At 68.0% G+C, this 22,390-nt stretch carries 18 protein-coding genes and 1 tRNA gene; 11 read left to right on the top strand and 8 right to left on the bottom strand.

From position 1 onward, the window contains the following. The first annotated feature begins 48 nt into the window (after positions 1–48). The 4 genes from ACFU5G_RS02355 (at position 49) to ACFU5G_RS02370 (ending at position 5,269) form a co-directional block, all read left to right on the top strand. Positions 49–1,974 (top strand): glycoside hydrolase family 127 protein, encoded by a 1,926-nt coding sequence (locus tag ACFU5G_RS02355; RefSeq protein WP_377240399.1) that lies wholly within the window; start codon positions 49–51, stop codon positions 1,972–1,974. A gap of 136 nt (positions 1,975–2,110) precedes the next feature. Further along, positions 2,111–3,424 (top strand): ABC transporter substrate-binding protein, encoded by a 1,314-nt coding sequence (locus ACFU5G_RS02360; RefSeq protein WP_377240402.1) that lies wholly within the window; start codon positions 2,111–2,113, stop codon positions 3,422–3,424. Continuing rightward, positions 3,421–4,350: a carbohydrate ABC transporter permease gene (locus ACFU5G_RS02365; RefSeq protein WP_377240405.1), complete on the top strand. Its 930-nt coding sequence runs from the start codon at positions 3,421–3,423 to the stop codon at positions 4,348–4,350. The genes ACFU5G_RS02360 and ACFU5G_RS02365 overlap by 4 nt, the downstream gene beginning before the upstream one ends. 1 nt (position 4,351) lies before the next feature. Then, entirely contained in the window at positions 4,352–5,269 is a 918-nt protein-coding gene (locus ACFU5G_RS02370) for a carbohydrate ABC transporter permease (protein WP_377240408.1), read from the top strand. Here ACFU5G_RS02370 and ACFU5G_RS02375 read toward each other — a convergent pair. Continuing rightward, positions 5,202–6,167 (bottom strand): EamA family transporter, encoded by a 966-nt coding sequence (locus tag ACFU5G_RS02375; protein ID WP_377240410.1) that lies wholly within the window; start codon positions 6,165–6,167, stop codon positions 5,202–5,204. The genes ACFU5G_RS02370 and ACFU5G_RS02375 overlap by 68 nt on opposite strands. 70 nt (positions 6,168–6,237) lie before the next feature. Between ACFU5G_RS02375 and ACFU5G_RS02380 the strand changes: the two genes are divergently transcribed. The 3 genes from ACFU5G_RS02380 to ACFU5G_RS02390 all read left to right on the top strand — a co-directional run bounded on the left by ACFU5G_RS02380 (position 6,238) and on the right by ACFU5G_RS02390 (position 7,807). Then, the gene (locus ACFU5G_RS02380) at positions 6,238–7,158 is read left to right on the top strand and encodes a LysR family transcriptional regulator (protein ID WP_377240412.1); all 921 of its coding nucleotides are present in this window, start codon (positions 6,238–6,240) and stop codon (positions 7,156–7,158) included. A gap of 11 nt (positions 7,159–7,169) precedes the next feature. Continuing rightward, positions 7,170–7,550 (top strand): nuclear transport factor 2 family protein, encoded by a 381-nt coding sequence (locus ACFU5G_RS02385; RefSeq protein ID WP_377240414.1) that lies wholly within the window; start codon positions 7,170–7,172, stop codon positions 7,548–7,550. A 186-nt stretch (positions 7,551–7,736) separates the two neighbouring features. After that, positions 7,737–7,807: transfer RNA gene (locus tag ACFU5G_RS02390), tRNA-Gly, on the top strand. A 243-nt stretch (positions 7,808–8,050) separates the two neighbouring features. Here the strand turns inward: ACFU5G_RS02390 and ACFU5G_RS02395 are convergent. Beyond that, positions 8,051–9,079 carry a hypothetical protein gene (locus ACFU5G_RS02395; protein ID WP_377240416.1) on the bottom strand — a complete coding sequence of 343 codons (1,029 nt, stop codon included), beginning with the start codon at positions 9,077–9,079 and terminating at the stop codon, positions 8,051–8,053. Beyond that, entirely contained in the window at positions 9,072–11,705 is a 2,634-nt protein-coding gene (locus tag ACFU5G_RS02400; RefSeq protein ID WP_377240418.1) for a hypothetical protein, read from the bottom strand. Before ACFU5G_RS02400 ends, ACFU5G_RS02395 begins: the two co-directional genes overlap by 8 nt. 875 nt (positions 11,706–12,580) lie before the next feature. On the opposite strand from ACFU5G_RS02400, the gene ACFU5G_RS02405 reads away from it, so the two are divergent. Then, positions 12,581–13,207, top strand: a complete 627-nt coding sequence (locus ACFU5G_RS02405) for a pYEATS domain-containing protein (protein ID WP_377240420.1) — start codon at positions 12,581–12,583, stop codon at positions 13,205–13,207. A gap of 140 nt (positions 13,208–13,347) precedes the next feature. On the opposite strand, the gene ACFU5G_RS02410 is transcribed toward ACFU5G_RS02405, so the two are convergent. Then, positions 13,348–13,860, bottom strand: a complete 513-nt coding sequence (locus ACFU5G_RS02410) for an FAD-dependent monooxygenase (protein ID WP_377240422.1) — start codon at positions 13,858–13,860, stop codon at positions 13,348–13,350. 427 nt (positions 13,861–14,287) lie between these two features. Here ACFU5G_RS02410 and ACFU5G_RS02415 point away from each other — a divergent pair, with 427 nt between their 5' ends. Together ACFU5G_RS02415 and ACFU5G_RS02420 are read left to right on the top strand one after the other, a co-directional pair. Then, complete coding sequence (locus tag ACFU5G_RS02415) at positions 14,288–15,598, top strand: glycoside hydrolase family 6 protein (RefSeq protein WP_377240424.1); 1,311 nt, start codon at positions 14,288–14,290, stop codon at positions 15,596–15,598. Positions 15,599–15,663: 65 nt separating this feature from the next. Beyond that, positions 15,664–16,479, top strand: coding sequence for a glycoside hydrolase family 16 protein (locus tag ACFU5G_RS02420; protein WP_377240426.1), 816 nt, complete (start codon positions 15,664–15,666; stop codon positions 16,477–16,479). Positions 16,480–16,497: 18 nt separating this feature from the next. Here the strand turns inward: ACFU5G_RS02420 and ACFU5G_RS02425 are convergent, their stop codons facing one another. Further along, a complete protein-coding gene (locus ACFU5G_RS02425) occupies positions 16,498–17,520 on the bottom strand; it encodes a LacI family DNA-binding transcriptional regulator (RefSeq protein WP_377240428.1) in 1,023 nt (340 codons plus the stop codon). A 106-nt stretch (positions 17,521–17,626) separates the two neighbouring features. Here ACFU5G_RS02425 and ACFU5G_RS02430 point away from each other — a divergent pair, with 106 nt between their 5' ends. Then, a complete protein-coding gene (locus ACFU5G_RS02430; RefSeq protein ID WP_377240430.1) occupies positions 17,627–18,370 on the top strand; it encodes an SDR family NAD(P)-dependent oxidoreductase in 744 nt (247 codons plus the stop codon). Positions 18,371–18,392: 22 nt separating this feature from the next. On the opposite strand, the gene ACFU5G_RS02435 is transcribed toward ACFU5G_RS02430, so the two are convergent. The 3 genes from ACFU5G_RS02435 to ACFU5G_RS02445 form a co-directional block, all read right to left on the bottom strand. After that, the gene (locus ACFU5G_RS02435) at positions 18,393–18,866 is read right to left on the bottom strand and encodes an HAAS signaling domain-containing protein (RefSeq protein WP_377240432.1); all 474 of its coding nucleotides are present in this window, start codon (positions 18,864–18,866) and stop codon (positions 18,393–18,395) included. After that, positions 18,866–19,201, bottom strand: coding sequence for a PadR family transcriptional regulator (locus ACFU5G_RS02440; protein ID WP_246402166.1), 336 nt, complete (start codon positions 19,199–19,201; stop codon positions 18,866–18,868). Before ACFU5G_RS02440 ends, ACFU5G_RS02435 begins: the two co-directional genes overlap by 1 nt. A gap of 71 nt (positions 19,202–19,272) precedes the next feature. Further along, positions 19,273–22,374: a tetratricopeptide repeat protein gene (locus ACFU5G_RS02445; protein WP_377240434.1), complete on the bottom strand. Its 3,102-nt coding sequence runs from the start codon at positions 22,372–22,374 to the stop codon at positions 19,273–19,275. Positions 22,375–22,390: the final 16 nt, after the last annotated feature.

Here is a 22,390-nt window from a genome sequence, read left to right on the forward strand (position 1 = left end):
TACGATCAGGAAATCGGATTCCTAATTTCCGTCCGGAGGAGAGCATCGATGACGACACCGACGCCCAGCGGTACGACACGCGGACCGGCCGAGCCCTCGGGAGACGCCCGGGTGCTGCTCCGGCCCCTTGCCCCCGGGTACGTCACGGTCGACGCCGGGCTGTGGCGCCGCACCGCCGACGTCAACCGGTCCGCCGCGATCCCGGGCGGGCTGGAGCAGCTCGCCAAGGCCGGCAACCTGCGCAACCTGGAGATCGCCGCGGGGGTGGCGGACGGCGAGGCGATCGGCCCGATCTTCGCGGACTCCGACGTGCACAAGTGGCTCGAGGCCGCCGCCTGGGAGTACGCCCGCGAGCCCGACGAGCAGCTCCTCGCCGACCAGCTCCACGTCACGAGCCTGCTCGCGGCCGCGCAGGCCGACGACGGCTACCTCGACTCCGTGCCCACGCTGCGGAACGTGCCGCGCTACAGCGACCTGCCGTGGAGCCACGAGCTGTACTGCGCCGGGCATCTGTTCCAGGCCGCCGTCGCGCAGGTGCGCGGCACGGGCCACACCGAGCTGCTCGACGTCGCGGTCAAGCTCGCCGACCACCTGGTCGCCACGTTCGGCGACGGCCCCGGTCAGCTCCGCGAGGTCGACGGCCACCCCGTCATCGAGATGGCCCTCGTGGAGCTGTACCGCGAGACCGGCACCCGGGCCTACCTGGACCTGGCGAGCTGGTTCGTCGAGGCGCGCGGCACCGGCGTCATCGAGGCCCACGGCAAGCAGCCCACCTACTTCTCCGACCGGGTCAAGGTGCGCGAGGCCACCACGGTCGAGGGCCACGCCGTGCGCGCGGTCTATCTGGGCGCCGGCGCGGCCGACGTCGCCATCGAGACCGGCGACGCCGAGCTGCTCGCCGCCCTGGACACCCAGTACCGCGCGATGGAGCGGGGCAAGCAGTACCTGACCGGCGGCCTCGGGGCGCGCTGGGAGGGCGAGGCGTTCGGCGACCCGTACGAGCTGCCGACCGACCGCGGGTACGCCGAGACCTGCGCCGCGATCGGCGGCGTGCAGTGGGCGTGGCGCATGCTGCTCGCCACGGGCGAGGCCCGGTACGCCGACCAGATCGAGCGCATGCTGCTCAACGGGTTCCTCGCGGGGGTGTCGCTGAGCGGCACCGAGTACTTCTACGTGAACCCGCTCCAGCTCCGCAGCGACGCGCACGCCGAGGAGGACCGCAGCCCCGCGCACGGCCGCCGCGGCTGGTTCGACTGCGCGTGCTGCCCGCCCAACATCATGCGCACGGTCTCCAGCTTCACCGGCTACGTGGCCACGGCCGACGGGCCGAGCCTGCAGCTGCACCAGTACGCGCCCGGCACCGTGACCGCGCCGCTCGACGGCGGCACCCTGCGCCTACGCGTCGAGACCGCCTACCCCGACGAGGGCAGCATCGCGCTGCACGTCGAGCAGGCGCCCGACGCCGAGACGACGCTCGCCCTGCGCGTCCCCGCCTGGGCCGACGGCGCCACGCTCGACGGCGCCCCGGTCCCCGCCGGCACGTACGCCAAGGTCACGCGCCGGTTCGCCAGGGGCGACGTCGTCCGGCTCGACCTGCCGATGACGCCGCGCCTGACCAGCGCCGACCCCCGGGTCGACGCCGTGCGCGGCAGCGTCGCGATCGAGCGCGGGCCGCTGGTCTACGCGCTGGAGCAGCCGGACCAGGAGGCCGGCGCCGTGGTCGACGACCTGCGGATCGACGTCTCCGGGGCGCTGTCCGACGAGTTCCGCCCCGAGCTCCTGGGCGGCGTGACGGTGGTCCGCGCGAGCGGCGCCGTCGTCCCCGGGCCGGACGCCGAGGCGACGACGCCGTACGGGCCGGCCACGACGCCGTCGGCCGACCCGGTGCGGGACGTGACGCTGACCGCGATCCCCTACTACGCGTGGGCCAACCGCGGCCCGCAGCCCATGCGGGTCTGGGTCCCGACCCGCTGACCGCACGCTTCGCTGGTCGAGCTTGTCGAGACCAGCCCCCCCGCTGGTTGAGCTTGTCGAAACCACTCACCCGGTCTCGACAAGCTCGACCAGCGGTACCCCCACCCTGCGTAACGATGCGTAAGGAAGGAGAGCGATGGAGCTCACCAGACGCCAGCTGCTCACCCTCGCCGGCTCGGCGACGGCGGCTGCCGCCCTCGCCGGCTGCGGCGGGACCCTGCGGCCGGCGAACGTCGAGGCCGCGGGCTTCGGCGAGAACGCGACGGGCACCCTGAACCTGTGGTGCCGGTCGGACACCGTCAACGGCACGCAGGCCGTCGTCGACGCGTTCCACCAGGCCCAGGACCGGATCCGCGTGCAGGTCACGCCCATCCAGAACGGGCAGTACGTCACCAAGCTCGCCACCGCGATCCGCGGCGGGCGGGTGCCCGACGTGATCGACATCGACGACATCTACTCGACGCTGTTCGCCTACCGCGGCGCGTTCACCGACCTGACGCCGCTCATCGAGGACCTGGGCATCGGCGACGCGCTGAGCCCCGGCCACCTGGCGCTCAGCACCAAGGACGGCCGGAACTACGGGCTGCCGTTCATCGGCGACTTCTCGGTGCTGTTCTGCAACACCGAGCTGTTCGACCGCGCGGGCCTCGACGTCGACGAACACACGCGCGACTTCGACGGCATCCTGGCGGCGGCCCGCGCGATCAGCGCCCTGGAGGACGACGTCTACGGCTGGTCGTTCCCGGGCAACTCCTCGGGCGCACTCGGCTTCACCGTGCAGCCGCACGTCTGGGCCACCGACCGCGACCTCATCACGGGCGACGTCGGCAGCCAGCGCGGCGACGTCGTCGGCAACGAGGCGCTGCGCCGCACGCTCGACCTCGAACGGACGCTGTGGGCGGAGCAGCTCGTGCCGCCGGGCAGCTTCTCCGACGACGCCTCGCGCTGGTCGGCCGACTACGTCGCCGGTCGGCTCGGCATGTTCCCCGCGGGCTTCGGCGTCGTCGTCCCCAATGCCGACGAGGCCCTGCTGGAGCACACCAAGGTCGTGCTCCTGCCCGGGCCCGACGGCGGGCGGGCGTTCTTCGACGGCGGCGACAACCTCTGCATGCTCAACGGCGCGCGGAACCCGTCGGCGGCGTGGGAGTTCATGCGGTTCGCCGTCGCCGTCGAGCAGCAGGCGCGGATGCCGGAGGGCTTCTACTCCCCCGTCCGCTCCGACGTCCGCACCCCGGAGTTCGAGGAGAAGTACCCGCTCGTGGTGCCGCCGCTCGAGGCGCTCGACCGCGGGTACGCGCCCACCACGCTCGCCTACAACCTCATCTACAACCAACAGGACGGACCGTGGCTGCGCATGTTCCGTTCCGCCGTCTTCGACGGGAAGGTCGATGCCGCCATGCAGGAGGCCCAGACCACGTACGACCGGATCCTGAAGCAGGCGCAGGCATGAGCGCCCCGACGACGGCGGCGGCGTCCGCCCCGCAGGCGCTGCGCCGCCGCAGGTACGGGACCCTCACGCACCCGCATCGCACGGGACTCGCGCTGGTGACGCCGGCGGTCGCGCTGGTGGTCGTGTTCGTGTTCGTGCCGCTGGTCGTGGCGGTCTACATCTCGCTGACCAACTTCCCGCTGATCGGGCCGTACCGGTTCATCGGGCTCGACAACTACGCCTCGGTGCTCACGGACCCGACGTTCTGGAGCGCGCTGGGCTACACGCTGCTCTACACGGCGGTCGTCACGCTGCCGATCCTGCTGCTCGGGTACGGGCTGGCGGTGCTGGTGCGGTCCAACCGGCGGGGCGCGACGCTGCTGCGGACCATCTTCTTCGTGCCGTTCGTCATCGGGCTGACGACGCTCAGCTTCCTCATGCTGCTGGAGGCCCAGCCGAACAGCGGCCTGGTCAACGTGGCGCTCAAGACCCTCGGGATCACGGACGGGACGACGGCGTGGCTCGTCGACGGGCCGCTCGCCACCGGGCTGCTGTGCGTCATGGTGGTCTGGGGCGTGTCGGGGCTGACGATGGTGCTGCTCATGTCCGGGATGCAGGGCATCCCGCGCGAGGTCTACGAGTCGGCGGAGATCGACGGCGCGTCGTGGTGGCAGCGCGAGCTGCAGATCACGGTGCCGATGCTGCGCCGGACCATCGCGATGACCGTGATCCTGTCGGTCATCGGGTCGTTCCTCGCGTTCACGCAGTTCTACATCCTGACCCAGGGCGGGCCGGGATCCGAGACCACGACGATCGTCATGGCCATCTACCGGCGGGCGTTCGTGCAGCTCCAGCTCGGCGCGGCGACCGCCATGTCGCTCGTGCTGGTCGTCATCACCGGTCTGGTCACCGCGGCCCAGTTCTGGCTGCTGCGGGAGAGGAGCTGACATGGCTACCGTCACTTCTGCCGCGCCTGCGGGCGCGCGTGCCGGGCGGCGTCCTGCCGTTGCGCCCGCCTCCCCTTCCGGGCCGGAACGGGACACGCGGGTCAAGCGGATCCTCTACGCCGTGGGCGGCACGCTGGCCGCGCTGGTGTTCCTGGTGCCGCTCGTGGTCGCGTTCGTGCGGGCCGGGCAGCCGGGCGACGTCATCGTCGCGGCCCCCGACGCGCGGTTCTTCGAGCTGTCGTGGGTCAACTTCCAGGCCGTGATCGACCAGCCCGAGGTGTGGCGCGGCATCCTCAACTCGGCGATCGTTTCCGTGTCGACGGCGGTGCTCACCGCGGTGCTGGCGACGCTGGCCGGGTACGGCTTCGCGCGGTTCCCGTTCCGGGGCCGGACCTTGCTGTTCGGGCTGGTGCTGGTCACGCTGATGATCCCGTTCCAGGCGATCCTCACCCCGCTCTACCTGCAGATGAACGTCATGGGGCTCACGGACAGCCTGTTCGGCCTCGTGCTCTTCTACACAACGGTGAACCTGCCGTTCGGCATCTTCGTCATGCGCAACACGTTCGCCGCGGTGCCTGCCGAGCTGGAGGACTCGGCGCACGTGGACGGGGCCGGGACCTTGCGGATCCTGGTGTCGGTGCTGCGTCCGCTGGTGATCCCGGGGACCGCGACCGCCGCCCTGTACGCGTTCCTCGCGTCGTGGACGGAGTTCCTCGGGGCGCTGACGTTCCTGACCGACTCCAGCCTCTACACGCTGCCGGTGTCGCTGGTGAATCTGCAGCAGGGGGCGTACGGGCAGGTCAACTTCGGGCTGCTGGCGGCGGGATCGGTGATCGCGATGATCCCGTGCGTCATCTTGTACGTGGCGCTGCAGCGGTACTACGTGGCTGGGCTGGCGTCGGGGTCGGTGAAGGGATGACTTCTTCTGGTGTGAACTGATCTGGGGCGGGCGGCGCTGTGACGCGACGCCGCGCGCCCCAGAGCACTCCGGCGATGACGAGGCCCGCGCCGGCCGCCGTCGTCGCCCCGATCTGCTCGCCGAGCAGCACGGCCGACGCGCTCAGTCCCACCACGGGCACCAGCATGGAGAACGGGGCGACGACGCCCGCGGGGTGCCGGGCCATGAGCCAGGTCCAGACGCCGGAGCCGGCCAGCGTGCCGATCAGCACGGTGTAGGCGAGGCCGAGGAGCGCGGGGAGCATCTGCGGGCCGGGCACGAAGGAGCGGGCGATGGCGTCGGGCCCCTCGATGACCAGCGACAGCAGGAACATGGGCACCGGCGGCACCACGGACATCCACAGGGTCAGGTGCAGCGGATTGGGAGCCTTGGCCCGGGCGCTGGACACGTTGCCGATCGCCCAGCCGAAGCCGCCGGCCAGTACCAGCAGGAACGGTCCGAACGCGGCGGCCTGCGCCTGGGACCAGCCGACGACGGCGAGCCCGAGGGTCGCGACCGAGAGGCCCACGAGCTGCCGGGCGGACACCCGCTCGCGGAAGAACACCGCGCCGAGCAGCACCGTGAACGGCGCCGACGACTGGAGCACGAGCGATGCGAGGCCCGTCGGCATGCCGACGGCCATGCCCCAGTAGAGGAACAGGAACTGCAGGGTGCCGAACCCGATCCCGTAGCCCAGCAGCCACCGCACCGGCACCTTCGGGCGCGGCACCAGCAGGATGGTGGGGATCGCGATGACCGCGAACCGCAGGGCCGCGAGCAGGAACGGCGGGAACTGCTCCAGCGAGGCGTGGATCGCGATGAAGTTGAGCCCCCACATGACCGCGACGGACGCGGCGAGCAGGCGGTGCGAGATCGGCATGACCCGAGCCTCCCGTTCGCGGCTCTGAAGGACAAGCGAAATGTTCTACGCGTCCTTGTAGGCTGCCTACATGAACGACCTCTCCCGCGTGGACCCGCGCCACCTCGACCTGCTGCGCGAGTTCGCCGACCGCGGCTCCGTGACCGCCGTGGCCAAGGCGACGCACAGGACGCCGTCGGCGGTGTCGCAGCAGCTGCGCACCGCCCAGCGGGAGCTGCGCGGCATCCCGCTCGTCGAGCCGCACGGCCGGGGCCTGCGCCTCACCGAGGCGGGTCGCCTCCTGGCCGACGGCGGTCGCGAGGTCTCCCGAACGGTCGCCCAGGTGCAGGCGCGGTGGGACGAGTTCATGGGCTCGGCGTCGGGCACGGTGCGCGTGGCGACGCTGCCCAGCGCGGCGACGGTGCTGCTGCCGGGTGTGCTGGAGCGGCTCGCTTCGACGGACGTCTCGCTCGAGTGCAGCGACATGGACATTGCGGAGTCGGAGTACTCGGGGATGGTCGCGGACCACGACATCGTGATCGGGCACAGCTTCACCGGTCCCGTGCCGGCGGGCGCCGAGCACCTGGTGACGGCGGCTCTGCTGCGGGAGCCGCTGGATATCGCGCTGCGTGTTGACCACCCGCTTGCCGCCAAGGCGCGGGTCACGGCTCGGGATCTGGTGGCCTACGAGTGGTACGGCGTGCCGCTCGGGTACCCGTTCGACGGGCTGCGCATCGCGGTCGAGACGACGGCGGGCGAGCCGGTCCAGGTGGCGCAGCGGCTGCGGGACAACCGGCTGATCGAGGCACTGGTCGCCGCGAGCGACCGAGTGGCGGTGCTGCCGCGGTACTCGACGGCGCCCGGGGCCGGGCTTGTGCTGCGGCCGGTGCACGGGATGGACGCGGCGCGGTGGATCGTGGCGATCCTGCGGCCCGATCACGCGGAGCGGCTGGCGGTGCGGACGGCGCTGGAGACGTTCCGGGAGGTGGGGCGGTCCGTTGGCGAGGTATGACATTCGCGTCGATGTCAGCACTGAAGTCGGCGCGAGAAGTGATGGAGCGACTCGCGGAGGTGATCGACGGGCATCGCTGGGACGAGCTGCCGAGCTTGCTCGATCCTTCGTTCACCTGCCGCTACGTGCATACCGGGGAGACGTTCGACGGCGCTGCGTGGGTGCGGCTCAATGCGGAATATCCGGGCTTTCAGAACTTCCGGCTGGAGGACTGTGTGGCCGAGGGCGATCGGGCGGCCGGGCGTGCGCATGTGACCGGGGTGCACGACGGCGTGGTGCAGCACTTCGAGGTGGCGACGTTCATCACGGTGCGGGACGGGGTCATCGTGGAGATGACAGAGGTGTGGACCGACGTCGACCAGGTGGCGCCGGAGGGGACGCGGGGTGTGTGAGGTGCCTTGTTGGCCTGGGGCTGGCTCGCCGGGGGCTTGGCTTGCCAGGGGCCCGGGCTCGACGGAGCGGCTTGGGTTCGTGGCCGTGGCCCGCTGCCCGACGTCGGCACGCCGCGCGGACAGAACCGCTGGCAGGGCCTGAGGTTTGCTAAGGTAACGCCCGCACCGTGCTTCGAGCGCGGGCTTGCGGGCGTAGCTCAATGGTAGAGCCTTAGTCTTCCAAACTAATTACGCGGGTTCGATTCCCGTCGCCCGCTCAGAGAGCGTAAGCCCAGGTCAGAGACTGTTCCCGACCTGGGCTTCGTGCATTCTGGAGGGCTGTAAGCGGCGCTGATTGGCCCTCAACGGCCCTGAGTCGCTTGCGACAGGGCCAGGAGCCGGAGTCCCAATGTCCGCTCCCCCGATCCACAGGGCGCTCCCTCTGGGGGAGGCGCCCCACCTCAATGCATGACCAACACCAACACCCCGGCAGAGCGGCACACGCGCCGCGGCACGCTCCCCTAGTTATTCTCAGCCGGATCTTCGCGTCGCTTCGCATACTTCGGATACATAAACATGTTGTGCGCTCGCTCGACAGTGAGCAGCCCATTTCGCAAATCCCCCATCGCTGCACTGAGTTCACTAGACGATGGCAAGCCGACCACTGAGAAACCAAATGCATCATCTCCGAAAATCGATCGATCCCTCGTTATGCTATTAAGAAAATCTACCGAATCGTCAATCACTTCGACCCAAAATTTCGCAAATCCGAGGCGCCGGTAGGCCATATAAGGTGATGTGACGGTCTTCTCAAAAGTTCCGCGCGCATCCCAGCCAATCGGGGCAGTCGTAGCAGCCACAGCCAACTCCTGAGTAGCTACATGATTAGAAAACAGGTAGCCGTCCCATGCCAAACGCTCTTCCCCGAAAAGTTCTCGATCGTCGATCCGCCTGAGCCCCTTGATGGCCCGACGCCACTTGGCCCTGTTAGCCCTTCGTAGTTTGACCGGGCGAATTCTCTCTCTTGGGATGCGCACCCGGGCGCTGGCCGAATCGGCCCCAGCTTGTAAGATCTCACCGCGAACCTTGGCCACAGACCAGCGTGGAATGTAGGCCAGGGACGGCCATCTGCCCGCTTCAAGGGAAAGCGCTGCGCTCGATCTTGAGCGCAACGAAGACCCCTCATCCATCTCGCCCGCAATCGCGCTCAACTCCGTCAACATGCCACCACTTCTGACAGATTCATCGAGCAACACATCTACAAACGATATTATCGGACCGATCGGATTCCGATCATATTCATGCTGACTGAAATCATTCAGAAGCGTGAACAGTGCCTTTGACGCCATGGCCGGATCGATGCACTCCGGCAGGACTGAGACGTCATAAGCGTAGCGCTGATTTCTGATGTCGCTCTTGAGCATCCCCACATAGAAGCCGTCCCGATCGACCCTACCCCTACGACCTGCCAACTGCTCATTTCGATACAGCGCCCAGGGATCAGCACTACTTCTCTCGGGCAACTCTGACAGAATTACGGAGTCAGGCATCAGGATCAGCGTCCTCGAAGTCGAAGCCGCGCATATATCGCTCCACCTCGGTCGGCGGCGTGGCCCCAGCTGCAACCGCCCGCGCCCGGAGCCAATGAGCATAGAACACTCCTTCAAAGTGCCTATATCCAACTTCTCGAAGCAGTATCCTCGCCCCCTCGGTCAGATTGAGACGCCCCTGTGCGGCATCTCCAATCGGGTTTTCGAAAACATCAAATCCAGAAACTCGGCGAGGAACGCCCAGATCCTCGATCACCCTGTTTGCACGAGTTTCGATGCCCGAACGCTCCAAGCCACCGGGAGTGAGCGCGAAGACTGCACTCTCAGAGGACAGCGTCGCAGCCGCACGACCGAGGACGAGCGTCGCCCTCGCCGTGTCAGATAGCAGGTACGTCCAGACCAAATCGAATGGAGAGAACAATTCATCGTCCTTCGTCACCGCAGCAAGAACCAATGCTATGCCGCTAAGCTGCATAAATCTCAGATACGGTTCAGCAACATAAGAGTTAATTACACTCTGGTCGTGGCGTCTCACTGTCGCGAGCAACCGTTGTGTAGCTACATCGCCAGTCCAGTAGAGCAAGCTGAGCTTCTGTCGAAATTCATCAGCGTCCCCATAATTCCGATCGAGGACGCGTCGAAGGAGGTTTTCGTGCGCCGTGTAGTAAGCCCATCCAAAGTGATCAGGCCGATATGAGTCAGGGGCCGAGTCGACAGCTGAAGCCAATTTTGCGATCGGCATTTCAAGAATTTCACCCAGATTCTGAACACGCTGATCATACGCGTCGATGTTGGTATCCGGCCATCTGTCATCCTTTTCGACATGCGCAACCTCGCATGCAAGCAGCAAGGCACGTGCGCTGCGGACTGTCGCACCAAGCTTCTCTCGCAATTCGAAGGCTCGCCCCAGGGCCGCACCAGCTGCCCATGTATTTGCCTCGCCGACCTCAAGTACCCAAGTCCATATCTCGCTCTCAATAGACTTTGTGAGCTCCTCAAGCTGATCCACCGTCTCAGTTGCTAGCGCACGCGCTACCAACTGACCGATAGCGCTGTCTGGTGTGACCCGACTGCGCTCGATCTTACGCTCGACAGCTATCGCCATTCGGAGGTTCGTAATGAGTTGGAGTACTACCTTGCTCGCCACTAGCGGACTCTTTTGTACCGTGACGAATGTTGCAGCGATTGGCAGGACACCGGTCATTCTGCCGAAGTATTCCGTGTGACCGAGGCACGCATTGAGAGATTCCAACATCACGAAATCTGAGAGATTATGCGCACTGGCCTCGCTGGGAAGTGCGAAATGCTGCTCTCTGGTTAGGTGCCCCTTGGAGGATTCGGCCCCTCCCGTCACGACAGGGAGCGTTCCTCGCTCACGCGCATACGCCGCCACCGAAGCCATCGGAGCAAACGTAGTCGCGTTTACCCACAGCCGAAGTTCTTCAAATTGACCGAGCGCCCCGAGCGTCCGAGTAAACGATGGTGCTCCACGCAGAATGCTCTCGATTGAACGGATGTCTCGACCAGACTGCAGCCGCTCAATAAGATCAGATATGTGGCGCTCAAACCAGAGTTCGTCGACTACTTCTGCGGCCGGTAGCGACGTCCCGGTCGCCAGCGCAACACTGACTTCGGAGTGCGATGTCAGAAACCAGTCCTTCGCCTGAAAGCGCGATGGATTCCAGTTTGAAAGAGTCCGAATTACATGCTTTCGCCGCGCGTAACCCTCCCAGACGGCCCGGAGATTGCGGTGGGCTGTTGCAATTCTCGGGTCATAACTGGCTGAGATGCCCCGGTCACCTGCGCGCTCGTGCTCCCTATCCAGTATGAGCGTGACGAGATCGGCGAGCGCTTCTAAGTTTTCCCGAACCTTCTCGTTGGCTCGACGAACACCAAGGGCAGATTGGCGTTGCCGCTTTCCGAGCTTGTAGGCTCTATGCACCCAACGATTCAAATTCCGCAAAATCTGCGGGAACAGCGATGTTGGCTCAAGGAGCACAAACAGTGTAATCCAGATCCTGCCGAACGAAAGAACCACGAGTGCGGCGGCCAGTCCAGCAAGAACGAGGGTAATGTGCGTTGGCGTTTGGTTGATTAATGGTAGCGCTAGCGCAAGAGCCGTGTAAACGACAGCTTGCGTAAAAAATACGACATACCATCGCGATTCTGGGAGTCGAATAACTTGGTTTCGAAGTCGCCTGGTCGCATCCTTATAGCTGGTTGATACGACGAACGTTACAGTCGCGAAGTAGATGGCGACAAACACTCCGGCAACTTCGATTGCGGCAGTCGGCAGCGTGCCTGAATCGGCGAGGGACGACATCGGCGACGACAGCCATTCGGCTATTCGGTTGACGGTGACGGGAAGCGAAAAGGAGTGCCCGTCAATCTTCGCGGTGCTCTGAGTTAGTAGCAGTGCAACTACAGGTGGCACAAGTCCGAGGATTGCGGTGAAAAGTGCCCGGCTCCCGGTTCCGATCAAACTCGCAGAATCCGAGACACGCGCGGCCATGGCCAGCCTTGCTCCCGTAATGTGGGCGCCAGTGGCCTGGACCTGCGATCTGAGCCGCCAGTAGTACTTTGATTCCATTGCCCAGAGCTTGAAGCGTAAGGCTCGCGAGTTCACTTGCTCCTCCGCTCGCCCACACAAACGCTGCGTTCCGCAAGGAAGACTCGCGAACCATCGCAATTAACAGCCAAGGGAGAGCAAGCACGAACAAGCGGCCCTCGATGGCTGCTCTCCCTGATCAGCAATATCCCCATGGTGGGGATCATCCAGCAGGCACCTGCGCTCGTCCCGTCCTCGCAGAGGATTTCACCCGGCCACATTGGGAAATCACCCGCGCCTAACTCCCTGGGCCTCGCCGCTGGTAGCCGGCGTGGCACCGGTGGTGACAGCACGTGGCATGGCGTCCAGCGGTGCCCTACATTGCCTGTCAGTCCGTACACCGACCTTGCTCCCAGCGATTCGCTTCCTGTCCAGGGGCGCAAGGCCATCCTTCAAGACCGACATGGCAGGTGGGCCGCGAGCCCAATCGGCGACGTTTGCACGCGTCCTAGGCACCCATCGTCTTGCAGCGCCGCCGCGCAGATCTGCACGAACTCGATGGTGTTCGTCTCGGCGGCCACAGCATGGCGCTGCTCTTAGGCAGCACACCGGCAGCGCTGGTCTCATGATCGCGCTCTTCTTCCGTTCGCTCGCGCTTGGTGCGATCCGGGCGCTCGGTGATCGCCGCGATACTCGGCAAGCTTCCATTCGCCTTACGTGTTTGGCCTTCGTGCCTCGAACGTGCTAGACCCACCTTGCCCCCCATGGCGCAAGCGGCTGGACCGATCGGTGCTCTCGTCTGGTGATGAGGCAGTCGACCTACCGCTCACGGGGCGCCGGAAGACGAGAGACCGAGTCCTGTACTTCCTGCTCTCCGCCGCACAGTACAAGCGCTTGACCATTCACCCGGGGGCCGGCTGGCGCAACAGTGTGGGCAAGCGGACTATCGAGATATGAGGGCGTACCTGGCGACCGTCCCCCTGCTCGAGACGCTTGCATGGATTGGTCTGATCTTGATCGTTCTCGTCTGCGGGCGCAAACAGTGGGTGTCGATCGTTGAGGCTATTCGTTCTCGAGTTCAACGCGGCGACGGTATAAAGATTAGTATCCCCGGGCTTCTATCTGCTGAACTTAGTCGCAGCGCAATTGGCTTGGTCAGCGTCGCCCCAGATTCAGACTCCAAGAGCGCAGATCCAAGCGGCGTGGGGACGCTCGAGGATCGCCGTACGACGCTTGGCAGGACCCAGCGAGGAGTGCACATTGTGCATATCGCCGCTCCCTCAATGTCACGCGACGGCTGGTACGACGTGCTCGTCTACCTATCGGGTTATAATCGTTCGAGTTTTGGTGTCCCTGATGACTTGAGCGACATCAAAGCTGCCACTTTCCAGATGGGGCCGAAATTCTCGCCCAGCACAGCTAAAATTCTTAACAGAGGCAAGAAGCGCATAGGCTTCAAAACGTCAGCGTACGGGCCATTTCTCTGTGTTTGCAGAGTAAAGTTCGTCGATAAAACCGAAGTAACAATCAGCCGATACATTGACTTCGAGGCCGCGCGACTAACAGAACGCCTCTCATGACTGCGTTCAGGGCACCTGGTGCGCAGACCTTTGCGACCGTGGTCACGGCGGGAATGGTTGCGAGTCCGATCGTCACCAAGCCAATAAACCCAAGTTCCTGCGAAACGTCGCAGGGACCGACCCTGAGTTCGGATCCTGATTCACACGAAGCATGATGCACGGACCGATTCAACTCCCCCGATACCCCATGGCTCAGCCTCGGGCGTCAACGCAGTCAACGACCGCTTCACGCACCACCGCCTAGACCACGGTAGTTCGCGCGGAACAGCATCCGTCCCTCGGTCCGGAGCAAGAGGCTGCGCGCCGCGGGTGCAGGCCACGGGTACGGTCCCGTTGCTTGCTCTGCTGGACCCGACCCAGGAACCCCTGCGCAGCTCGTGCGCGCGCAGGGCGGTGGGGATCGACGGCGCGGCTCGGGGCAGCTCGCCGAGCACGTGCACGTCCTCCATGGCCATGGCCGCGCCCTGGGCCAGGCTCGGCGGGGTGGCATGGGCGGTGTCGCCCACCAGGAGCACGCGGCCGCGCGACCAGTACCCGAGCGACACCTCCTCGATGGGCCCGGTGTGCTTCACGACCGCGCTGTCCGCCACGGCCTGCACACCGTCGTCGAACCGTGCGGCGACCCCTGCGAACGTCGTGCCGGGGTCGGCCACGTTGACATCGAGGTAGCAGTAGTCGAGGTCCTTGCTGAACGGGATCGTCAGAAACGACGACGCTCTCCGGCCGAGCCGGCTCCGTGCTCCGGGGCGGCATGATCAGGCCCCAGGCCTGCCCCGGTGGCCCTCAGCCTGATGTCGCCGAACACCGGCCGCAGGCTCGCTTCCGAGCGACTACCACCGTCGGCACCGAACCGTGGTGGGCACAGCGGGCTGAGAGACGCCAGTGACAGAGCCGCCGTCCGGACTGGGTCGACAGCCGCAGCAACGGATCCGGCCAGGCAACCCTTGACACGCTCCCTCACCTCCCAACACCATGGTCAGACTGGGAGCGCTTCCACAATATTCCAGTTCTGTGCACGTCCCATGCAGCACCGCGACGAACACGCAACGACGCGTTCGCAGAGACCTTGGGAGAACCCTCATGAGACGACCGCGCCGGCTCCTGGCCGCGCTCACCGCGTGCGCGCTCGGCACCGCCCTCCTCGGCGGCACCACACTCCTCAGCAGCAGCACCCCAGCCTGGGCAGCCAACGACGTCCTCAGCCCCGGCACCAAGCTCTACAACAACCCCCAGAGCTCCACGAAAGAAGCAGCACACGCCCTCCGCGGCCAGGCCAAGCGGGACGCCCTGCTGCTCAGCAAGATCCCCAGCTCCACCTGGTTCACGGACGGCACCCCCGCCGAGGTAAGGAAGGACGTCCACAAGCTGGTGAAGCGCACCGGCACCAAGGTCCCCGTGCTGGTCGCGTACAACATCCCGTTCCGCGACTGCGCGCTCTACTCGGCCGGCGGCGCGCGCGATGTCGCGGAGTACAAGGCGTGGATCGACGGCTTCGCCGCGGGCATCGGCCGCGAGGAGGTCGCCGTCGTCCTCGAGCCGGACGGGCTCGGCGTCATCCCCTGGTACACCACGCTGGACGGACAGCTCGAGAACTGCCGGCCGCCCGAGTACGACCCCGAGACCACCGGCCGGGATGCCGCGGCGGAGCGGTTCGAGATGCTCAACTACGCCGTCGACCGGCTGCAGGAGCTGCCGAACACCGTCGTGTACCTGGACGGCACGGGCGCGTCCTGGCTGAACGTCGGCGAGTCCGCCGACCGACTCGTCAAGGCAGGCGTCGAGCGCGCGGACGGGTTCTTCCTCAACGTGTCCAACTACGAGTTCACCGAGAACAGCGTCGCCTACGGCACCTGGGTCTCCCAGTGCATCGCCTACGTCACGCAGGTCTCCCCCGGCGACTACGCCGGCTGCGGCAACCAGTACTGGAGCGGCGGCCCGGCGAACGACTGGACCGGCGTCACCCTGTCCAACCAGGGCGTCTGGAGCCCGACGGCGGCAGACCCGGCGCTGAACACCACAGGCATCGACTCCCGCTACGAGCTGGCGCTGGGCGACGTCGAGCCCACCACCCACTTCGTCGTCGACACCAGCCGCAACGGCCGGGGCGCCTGGGCCGCGCCCGTCGGCGTCTATCCCGACGCCGAGACCTGGTGCAACCCACCGGACCGAGGGCTGGGCCAAAGGCCGACGACCGACACCGGCAACGAGCTCGTCGACGCCCTGCTGTGGATCAAGATCCCCGGCGAGTCCGACGGCCAGTGCTTCCGCGGCCTCGGCGGGCCGGAGGACCCCGAGCGCGGCATGGTCGCCCCGGCCGCCGGCCAGTGGTTCCCCGAGCAGGCACGGGAGCTCATCGAGCTCGCCCAGCCGCTGCTCGGCGCCCACCACTGACGGCGACGTCCGCCCCTAACACCGCCCACCAACCAGCCGAAAAACCAAGAAAAACGGAGGCCCGCATGCGATCAACGACGACGCAGCACCGCTCCACCACCCGAGCCAGAGCCCGGCGCCGACGCCGGCTCCTCGGCCTCGCCCCAGCCCTGGCCCTCGGCCTGCTGCTCGGCCTCACAGCCACCCCGGGCCTGACGCCCCCGGCCGCCGCCGTCGGCGGCAGCTTCACCGACAACCTCGACACCTACAACACCAGCCTCTGGCACAAGGCCGACGGCTGGACCAACGGCGGCATGTTCAACGCGGGCTGGCGCGCCGACCACGCCTGGCACAACGGCGGCGTCCTGGGCCTGAACCTGGACAACACCTCCTGCCCGGGCGGCTGCTCGGGCCGGCCGTACGCCTCCGGGGAGTACCGCAGCAACGAGCTGTACTCCTACGGGCGCTTCGAGGTGCGGATGAAGGCGGCGGCCGGGTCGGGCATCGTCACCTCGTTCTTCACCTACACGGGGCCGGGCGACGGCCAGCCGTGGGACGAGATCGACGTCGAGATCCTCGGCAAGAACACCCGGCAGATGCAGACCAACTACTTCACGAACGGCGTCGGCGGCCACGAGTCGGTCATCGACCTCGGCTTCGACGCCGCGGCCGGGTACCACGACTACGCCATCGAGTGGTGGAACGGCGGCACGATCAACTGGTTCGTCGACGGGCGCCTCGTGCACCAGGAGAACGGTTCGCGCGGCCCGCTCCCCACACGCCCGCAGCGCATCATGATGAACCTGTGGCCGGGCATCGGCGTCGACGGCTGGCTCGGGCCGTTCAACTACACCGGCCAGCGGACGGCGACCTACGAGTGGGTCAAGTACACGCAGTACTGACCCCGGCCGGGCCCGGAGTCAGTCCGCGCCCGGCGCCGACCCCCGCACGACCAGGCGGGTCGGCAGGATCACCGGGGTCGGCGACTCACCAGCGATCAGGCGCACCAGCATCGTGGCCATCTCCTGACCGAGTCCACGGATCGGCTGGCTGACGGTGGTGAGCGCCGGCTCCGTGTGACGCGCGATCTCCAGGTCGTCGAACCCGACCACGGCGACGTCGTCGGGCACGCGACGGCCCTGCGCCTTCAGGGTGCGGACGGCGCCGGCCGCCATGTTGTCCGACGCCGCGAAGACGCCGTCGATGTCGGGATTGACGGCGAGCAGCCGCTCCATCGCCCGGGCGCCACCGTCGAAGCTGAAGTCGGCGTGCTCGACCAGGTCGGAGCCCTGTCCCGCCACCGCCATGGCGTCGACGAACCCGTCGTACCGGGCGACCGACGCCTGCAGGTCCATCGGGCCGGTGATGGTCGCGATACGACGGCGTCCGGACCCGAGGAGGTGCTCGGTCGCGAGACGGGCGCCACCCCGGTTGTCGACGTCGACGTACCAGCGCGCCTCGCCGCGCAACGGCCGGCCGCCGACGACGACCGGCAGGTCGGTCTCCGCCACCAGCCGGTTCAGCGGGTCGTCCCCGCGCAGGGCCATGAGCATCAGGCCGTCGGACCGCCGCGAGCGCAGCAGCCGGTCGATCCGGGCCTGGCCACGCTCGGACGACGCGAGCATGAGCGTCAGATCCAGCTCCGACCGGTCCAGGGCCCCGGCCACGCCGACGAGCACCTGCGAGAAGAACGGGTCGCCGAACAGCGCCGGGTCGTCGTCGGAGACGGCGAAAACCACCGACCCGCCCGTGCTCGTCGCCAGGGCGCGGGCCGTCGCGTTCGGGACGTACCCGAGCTCGCTCGCCGCCCGGGCGACCGCCTCCCGCTTGGCCGGGCTCACGTTGCGGGCGTTGTTCATGGCGCGCGACGCCACCGACCGCGACACCCCGGCCCGCTGCGCGACCTCGTCGAGGGTGGGCACCTTGAGCACGCGGTCGGGCATGCGGCTCAGCCTAGTGCGGGACGTCGCGGTTCCCGCTGCCAGGGTGCATCACTCCTAGGCAGTCCCGCCCTTCTCCGGACGCCACCCCGGCCGAAGACTCAGTGTCATGAACATCGTGATCATCACCGGCGGCAGCCGCGGCCTCGGCGCCGCCACCGCACTCGCCTGCGCCAAGCGCGGCCTCGGCGTCGTCCTCACCTACAACAGCAACCCGGACGCGGCCGCGGACGTCGTCGGCAAGATCGAGGCCGACGGCGGCACGGCGGTGGCACTGGAGCTCGACGTCACCGACACCACCACGTTCCCGGCCTTCGCCGCGACGGTCCGCAGCACCGTGCAGGAGACCTGGGGCCGCACCGACGTCGACTACCTGGTCAACAACGCCGGGTACGGCCTCTACAACCCCATCGCCACGGTCACCGAGGAGCAGTTCGACGGCCTGTTCCGGGTACACCTCAAGGGCCCGTTCTTCCTCACCCAGGCCCTGCTGCCGCTGATCGCCGACGGCGGCCAGATCGTGAACCTGGTCAGCGCGACGAGCCGCGTGGCCACCGCAGGGGTCGCGCCGTACGCCAGCTTCAAGGGCGGCCTCGAGGTGCTGACCCGCTACATGGCCAAGGAGTTCGGCGACCGCCGGATCCGGGCGAACTCGGTGGCCCCCGGCGCGATCCGCACCGAGCTGGGCGGCGGCCTGAACGACGAGTTCGAGGCGCAGCTCGCCGGCCGCACGGCGCTGGGCCGCGTCGGTGAGCCCGACGACGTCGGCGACGTCATCGCGAGCCTGCTCTCCGACGACAACCGCTGGATCAACGCCCAGTCGATCGAGGTCTCCGGGGGCTACGACATCTGATCCCTCGCCCCCGGTCCGTCGCTCACCGGCCGAGGAGGTTCAGGCTGTGCAGCAGGAGGAGCACGATGCCGCCCAGCGTGGGGATCGCGCTGAGCACGATCGTGAGCCACTGCAGGCCGCGGGTGCCCACCCCGGCGCGCAGCCGGATGATCGCCCACACGAGGGTGACCGGAGCCAGCGGCCAGAGCACGACGGCGAGGATCGGCAGCACCACGTCGGTGGCCTCGGTCTTCGGCGCCGGGGCCAGACGGGCCGGGGTGGCGGGCACGGGGGCGGGCGTCACCTCGGCCGCGATGGCGTCGACGGTGCCCAGCTCGTCGAGCACGCGGCGGGCTGCCTCGTCGTCGCTCCCGTACCGTGCGAGCAGCTCGGCGGCATGCTCGCGCACTGCCGCCACGGTCTCCGCGCGCTCACGCGGGTCGGCGCCCGCCAGGGCGCGGTCCAGGTCGGCGAGGTAGGCCTCGACGAGCGGAGGAAGGTCGGGGGTCGCGGTCATCAGGACTCCAAGGTCGTGCGGACGTCTGCCGTGAAACGGGACCAGGTGGCGGTGAAGGTGTCGAGCGCCGCCCGGCCCTCGTCGGTGATCTCGTAGTACCGGCGCGGAGGGCCCACCGCGGAGGGCACCTGGGTGGTGGTGACCCAGTTCTGCTGACGCAGGCGCGACAGCAGCGGGTACAGCGTTCCCTCGCTGGTCAGCAGGGTGCTGTCCGTGCCGAGGCGCTCGGCGAGCTCGAGCCCGTAGGCCGGCCCGGAGCGCAGGCAGGCCAGGACGCAGTACTCCACGACACCCTTGCGGAACTGCGTCAGGACCATGTCCGACGTCGGTATCATGCATCACACGATAGCAGTTCCTTGCGTGACAAGGTACCCGGCCGCAGGCGCCCGCCAGCTACGACCCCGGGTCACCCCAGGCTCAGCCGCTCAGCCAACAGCCGGGTAACCGCATGCTCGTCCCCAAGACACTCAACGGCGGTCGCATGAGCCCCGAGCCAGGTCTCCTTCGCAGTACCCGATTCCCCGGCACCGTCCTGCACGTACCCGAGCGTGTCGAGCCCGTCCAGGGCGCGCGCGTCGGTCGGCCCGAACCGTCCGGCCGAAAGTCCCGAGTTCGTCGTCGCGAGCTCCACCGCGCGCGCATGCTGGCCCGCCGAGGACAGCGTGAGCGCCAGATGATCGCGCGACGTGAGCGTGTCCGGGTGATCCGCCCCGAGCACCCGCTCTCGGTCGGCGAGCGCCCGCTCGTACAGGGGAAGGGCCCGGTCCAGGTCGCCCGCGGCCTCGTAGGCGTGCGCGAGGTTGCCGAGCGACATGAGCGTGTCCGGATGATCGGCCCCCAGCACCCGCTCACGGTCGGCGAGGTTCTGCTCGTACAGCGGCACGCCTCGGCCCAGGTCACCCGACGTGACGTACGCGCCGGCGAGGTTGTTCCGCGAGATCAGGGTGCTCGGGTGGTCGGGTCCCAGCACCCGCTCGCCGTCGGCGAGGGTCTGTTCGTACAGCGGGACCGCCTGAGCCAGATCCCCCGCGGAGTCGTAGGCGCCGGCGAGGTTGTTGCGGGACATCAGGGTGTCGGGGTGGTCGGGTCCCAGCACCCGCTCCCGGTCGGCGAGGGTCTCCTCGTACAGCTTGACGGCCCGGGGCAGGTCGCCCGCGGAGTCATAGGCGTAGGCGAGGTTGTTGCGTGACGCGAGGGTGTCGGGGTCGTCGGGGCCCAGCACCCGCTCCCGGTCGGCGAGATTCTGCTCGTACAGCGGGACCGCGCGGTCATGGTCACCGAGCGCCTGGTAGGCGTGGGCGAGATTGTTGCGGGACAGGAGGGTGCCCGGGTCGTCGGGCCCCATGAGCCGCTCACGGTCGGTGAGGGTCCGCTCCAGCAACGGGACGGCCTGTCGCAGGTCACCGACGACCTGGTAGGCGTAGGCCAGGTTGTTGCGTGACGTGAGCGTGTCGGGGTCGTCGGGGCCCAGCACCCGCTCGCTGTCGGCGAGGTTCTGCTCGTACATCGGAACCGCCCGACCCAGGTCACCGGCCGACTCGTAGGCGCCGGCGAGGTTGTCCCGTGCGGTGAGCGTGAACAGGTGGTCAGGTCCCAGACTGCCCTCGGCCGTCACGACGAGCCGTTCGAGAAGGGCGATCGCCGGCTGCAGCAGGTGCAGCGTGTTCAGGGAGTGGCCGCTCGAGATGGCGATACCGATCAGCCGCTCGGCCACCTCGTCGGAGCCGGCGTACGCCAGGACCGCGGTGGCGTGGTTGCCGAGCAGCATCGAGCACTGCCGCTGGTCCCAGAAGTCCCCCGCGGCCTCAACGCTCCCCAGGACGTCGGCGACGTGCCCACCCGCGTCGTCCCACTCCGTACCGGGACGGTCGCGGAGCAGCCGCCCGACGAGACGGTGCATCACGATGCTCGTGCCGTCCTGCGACGGCGTGACCAGGGCGCTGGCCTCCATCGCGTCCAGGACCACGTCGAGACCACCGGCCGCCTTGTCGAGCACGTCGAGCCAGGCCACGGGCACGCCCGCGGGGTCGAGGTGCGCGAGGACGCCGAGCACGGCAGCCCCCGGGGCGTCGTCGTCGCACGCCTCGAGCGTCGCCTGGACCGACAGCTCGATCGCCTGAGCGGTCTTGAGCGGGTACTCCCCGCCCCGCTCGGCGGTCAGGACCCGGTCGATCCCGATCTCGTCGAGCTCGCCCACGTACTCGTCGAAGCCGTAGTCGGGCTTCCGGCGACGCCGCTGGCCCATGACCCACGAGGCCTGCGCGAGCGCTAGCGGCAGGAAGCCCACCTCCTCGGCGACCCGCAGCGCGCCGTCCGGGTCGTCGAGCCCGGTCCAGGCGAGCAGGTAGCTGACCGCCTGCTCCGGCGTCCAGGACCCGACGTCGAGCACGTCCCGGGAGATCACGGCCGAGGCGTCCGAGGTCGTCACGATCACGGTCGCCGCACCGGTGTCGGGCAGCAGACCGCGCACGTGCGCGGCGTCGGTCAGGTTGTCGAGCACGAGGAGCCGCCGCGGGTCGGGTTCGCTGTTCCATGCGGCCCGCCACCTGCCCAGCAGGGCGTCGGTCGTCTCGCCGTCGCGCACACCGGCGACCTCGTTCGCCAGCACGGTCAGATCCGTCGTGAGGGACTCCTGCGACTCCGCGTTCACCCACGCGATCACCGGCCATCCGTCGCTGATGCAGCGCCGCGCGAACTCGGCAGCGACCTGCGTCTTGCCGACGCCGCGCAGGCCGGTCAGCGACACCAGGGTCGCCTGCCCGCCCCGCGCGACCTGCTCGGTGAGCCGGTCCAGGATCCCGGTGTCGACGAACTCCGGCGCCCGGCCAGGCAGCGTGCCGGTCCGGACCGGCCCCGTACGAGCCGGCGCCTGGCGCAGACCGGACAGGACCGAGTCCAGCTTGCCCTCCAAACGCGCGTCGTTCGCCTCCAGGCGCCCGACGCCGCCCCGTACACCGGCCACGCCGTCCGCGATCACCGTGAGCATCACGGTCGCGAACTGCGGGAGGTTCGGCGCGAACGCGATGAACGCCTCGGTGACGTGTGCCAGGGCGTCCTCGTACACCTGGGGACCGACGCCGCCGAACTGGGCCCGCTCCGCCGCGGCCGCGTCCCGCACGAGCGCACGGAACCGGTCCGGCTCCAGGTGCGCCGTCGCGACCGCCGAGTCGGTGCCGGTGAGCAGCGCCTCGAAGCGCGTCCTGACCTGCTCCAGGACGGCGTCGATCTCCCCCGACTCGGCGGGGTGCGACGTGACCGCTCCCCGGCGCAGGGTCGCGATCTTCGTCTCGACGTCCCTCAGGAACCGCTCGTACGCGAGCGTCTCGGGGGTCCGCCGGGCGACGCCGGCCACGTCGCCGAGCATGTCCGCGACGTCGGCCTGCCCGATTCCCCGCAACGCGACCTGTGCAACCCCGACCGCCAAACTCTTTGGATCCATGACCACGGCCCAGAAGGTACCGCAACACGCCCTGACCTGGTGTGTTACCGATCGACGCCGCGGCCACATGGCCTTGGCCCCCGAG

Origin of the sequence: Promicromonospora sp. NPDC057488 (genome assembly GCF_042802395.1) — a bacterium.
Lineage (GTDB): Bacteria > Actinomycetota > Actinomycetes > Actinomycetales > Cellulomonadaceae > Promicromonospora.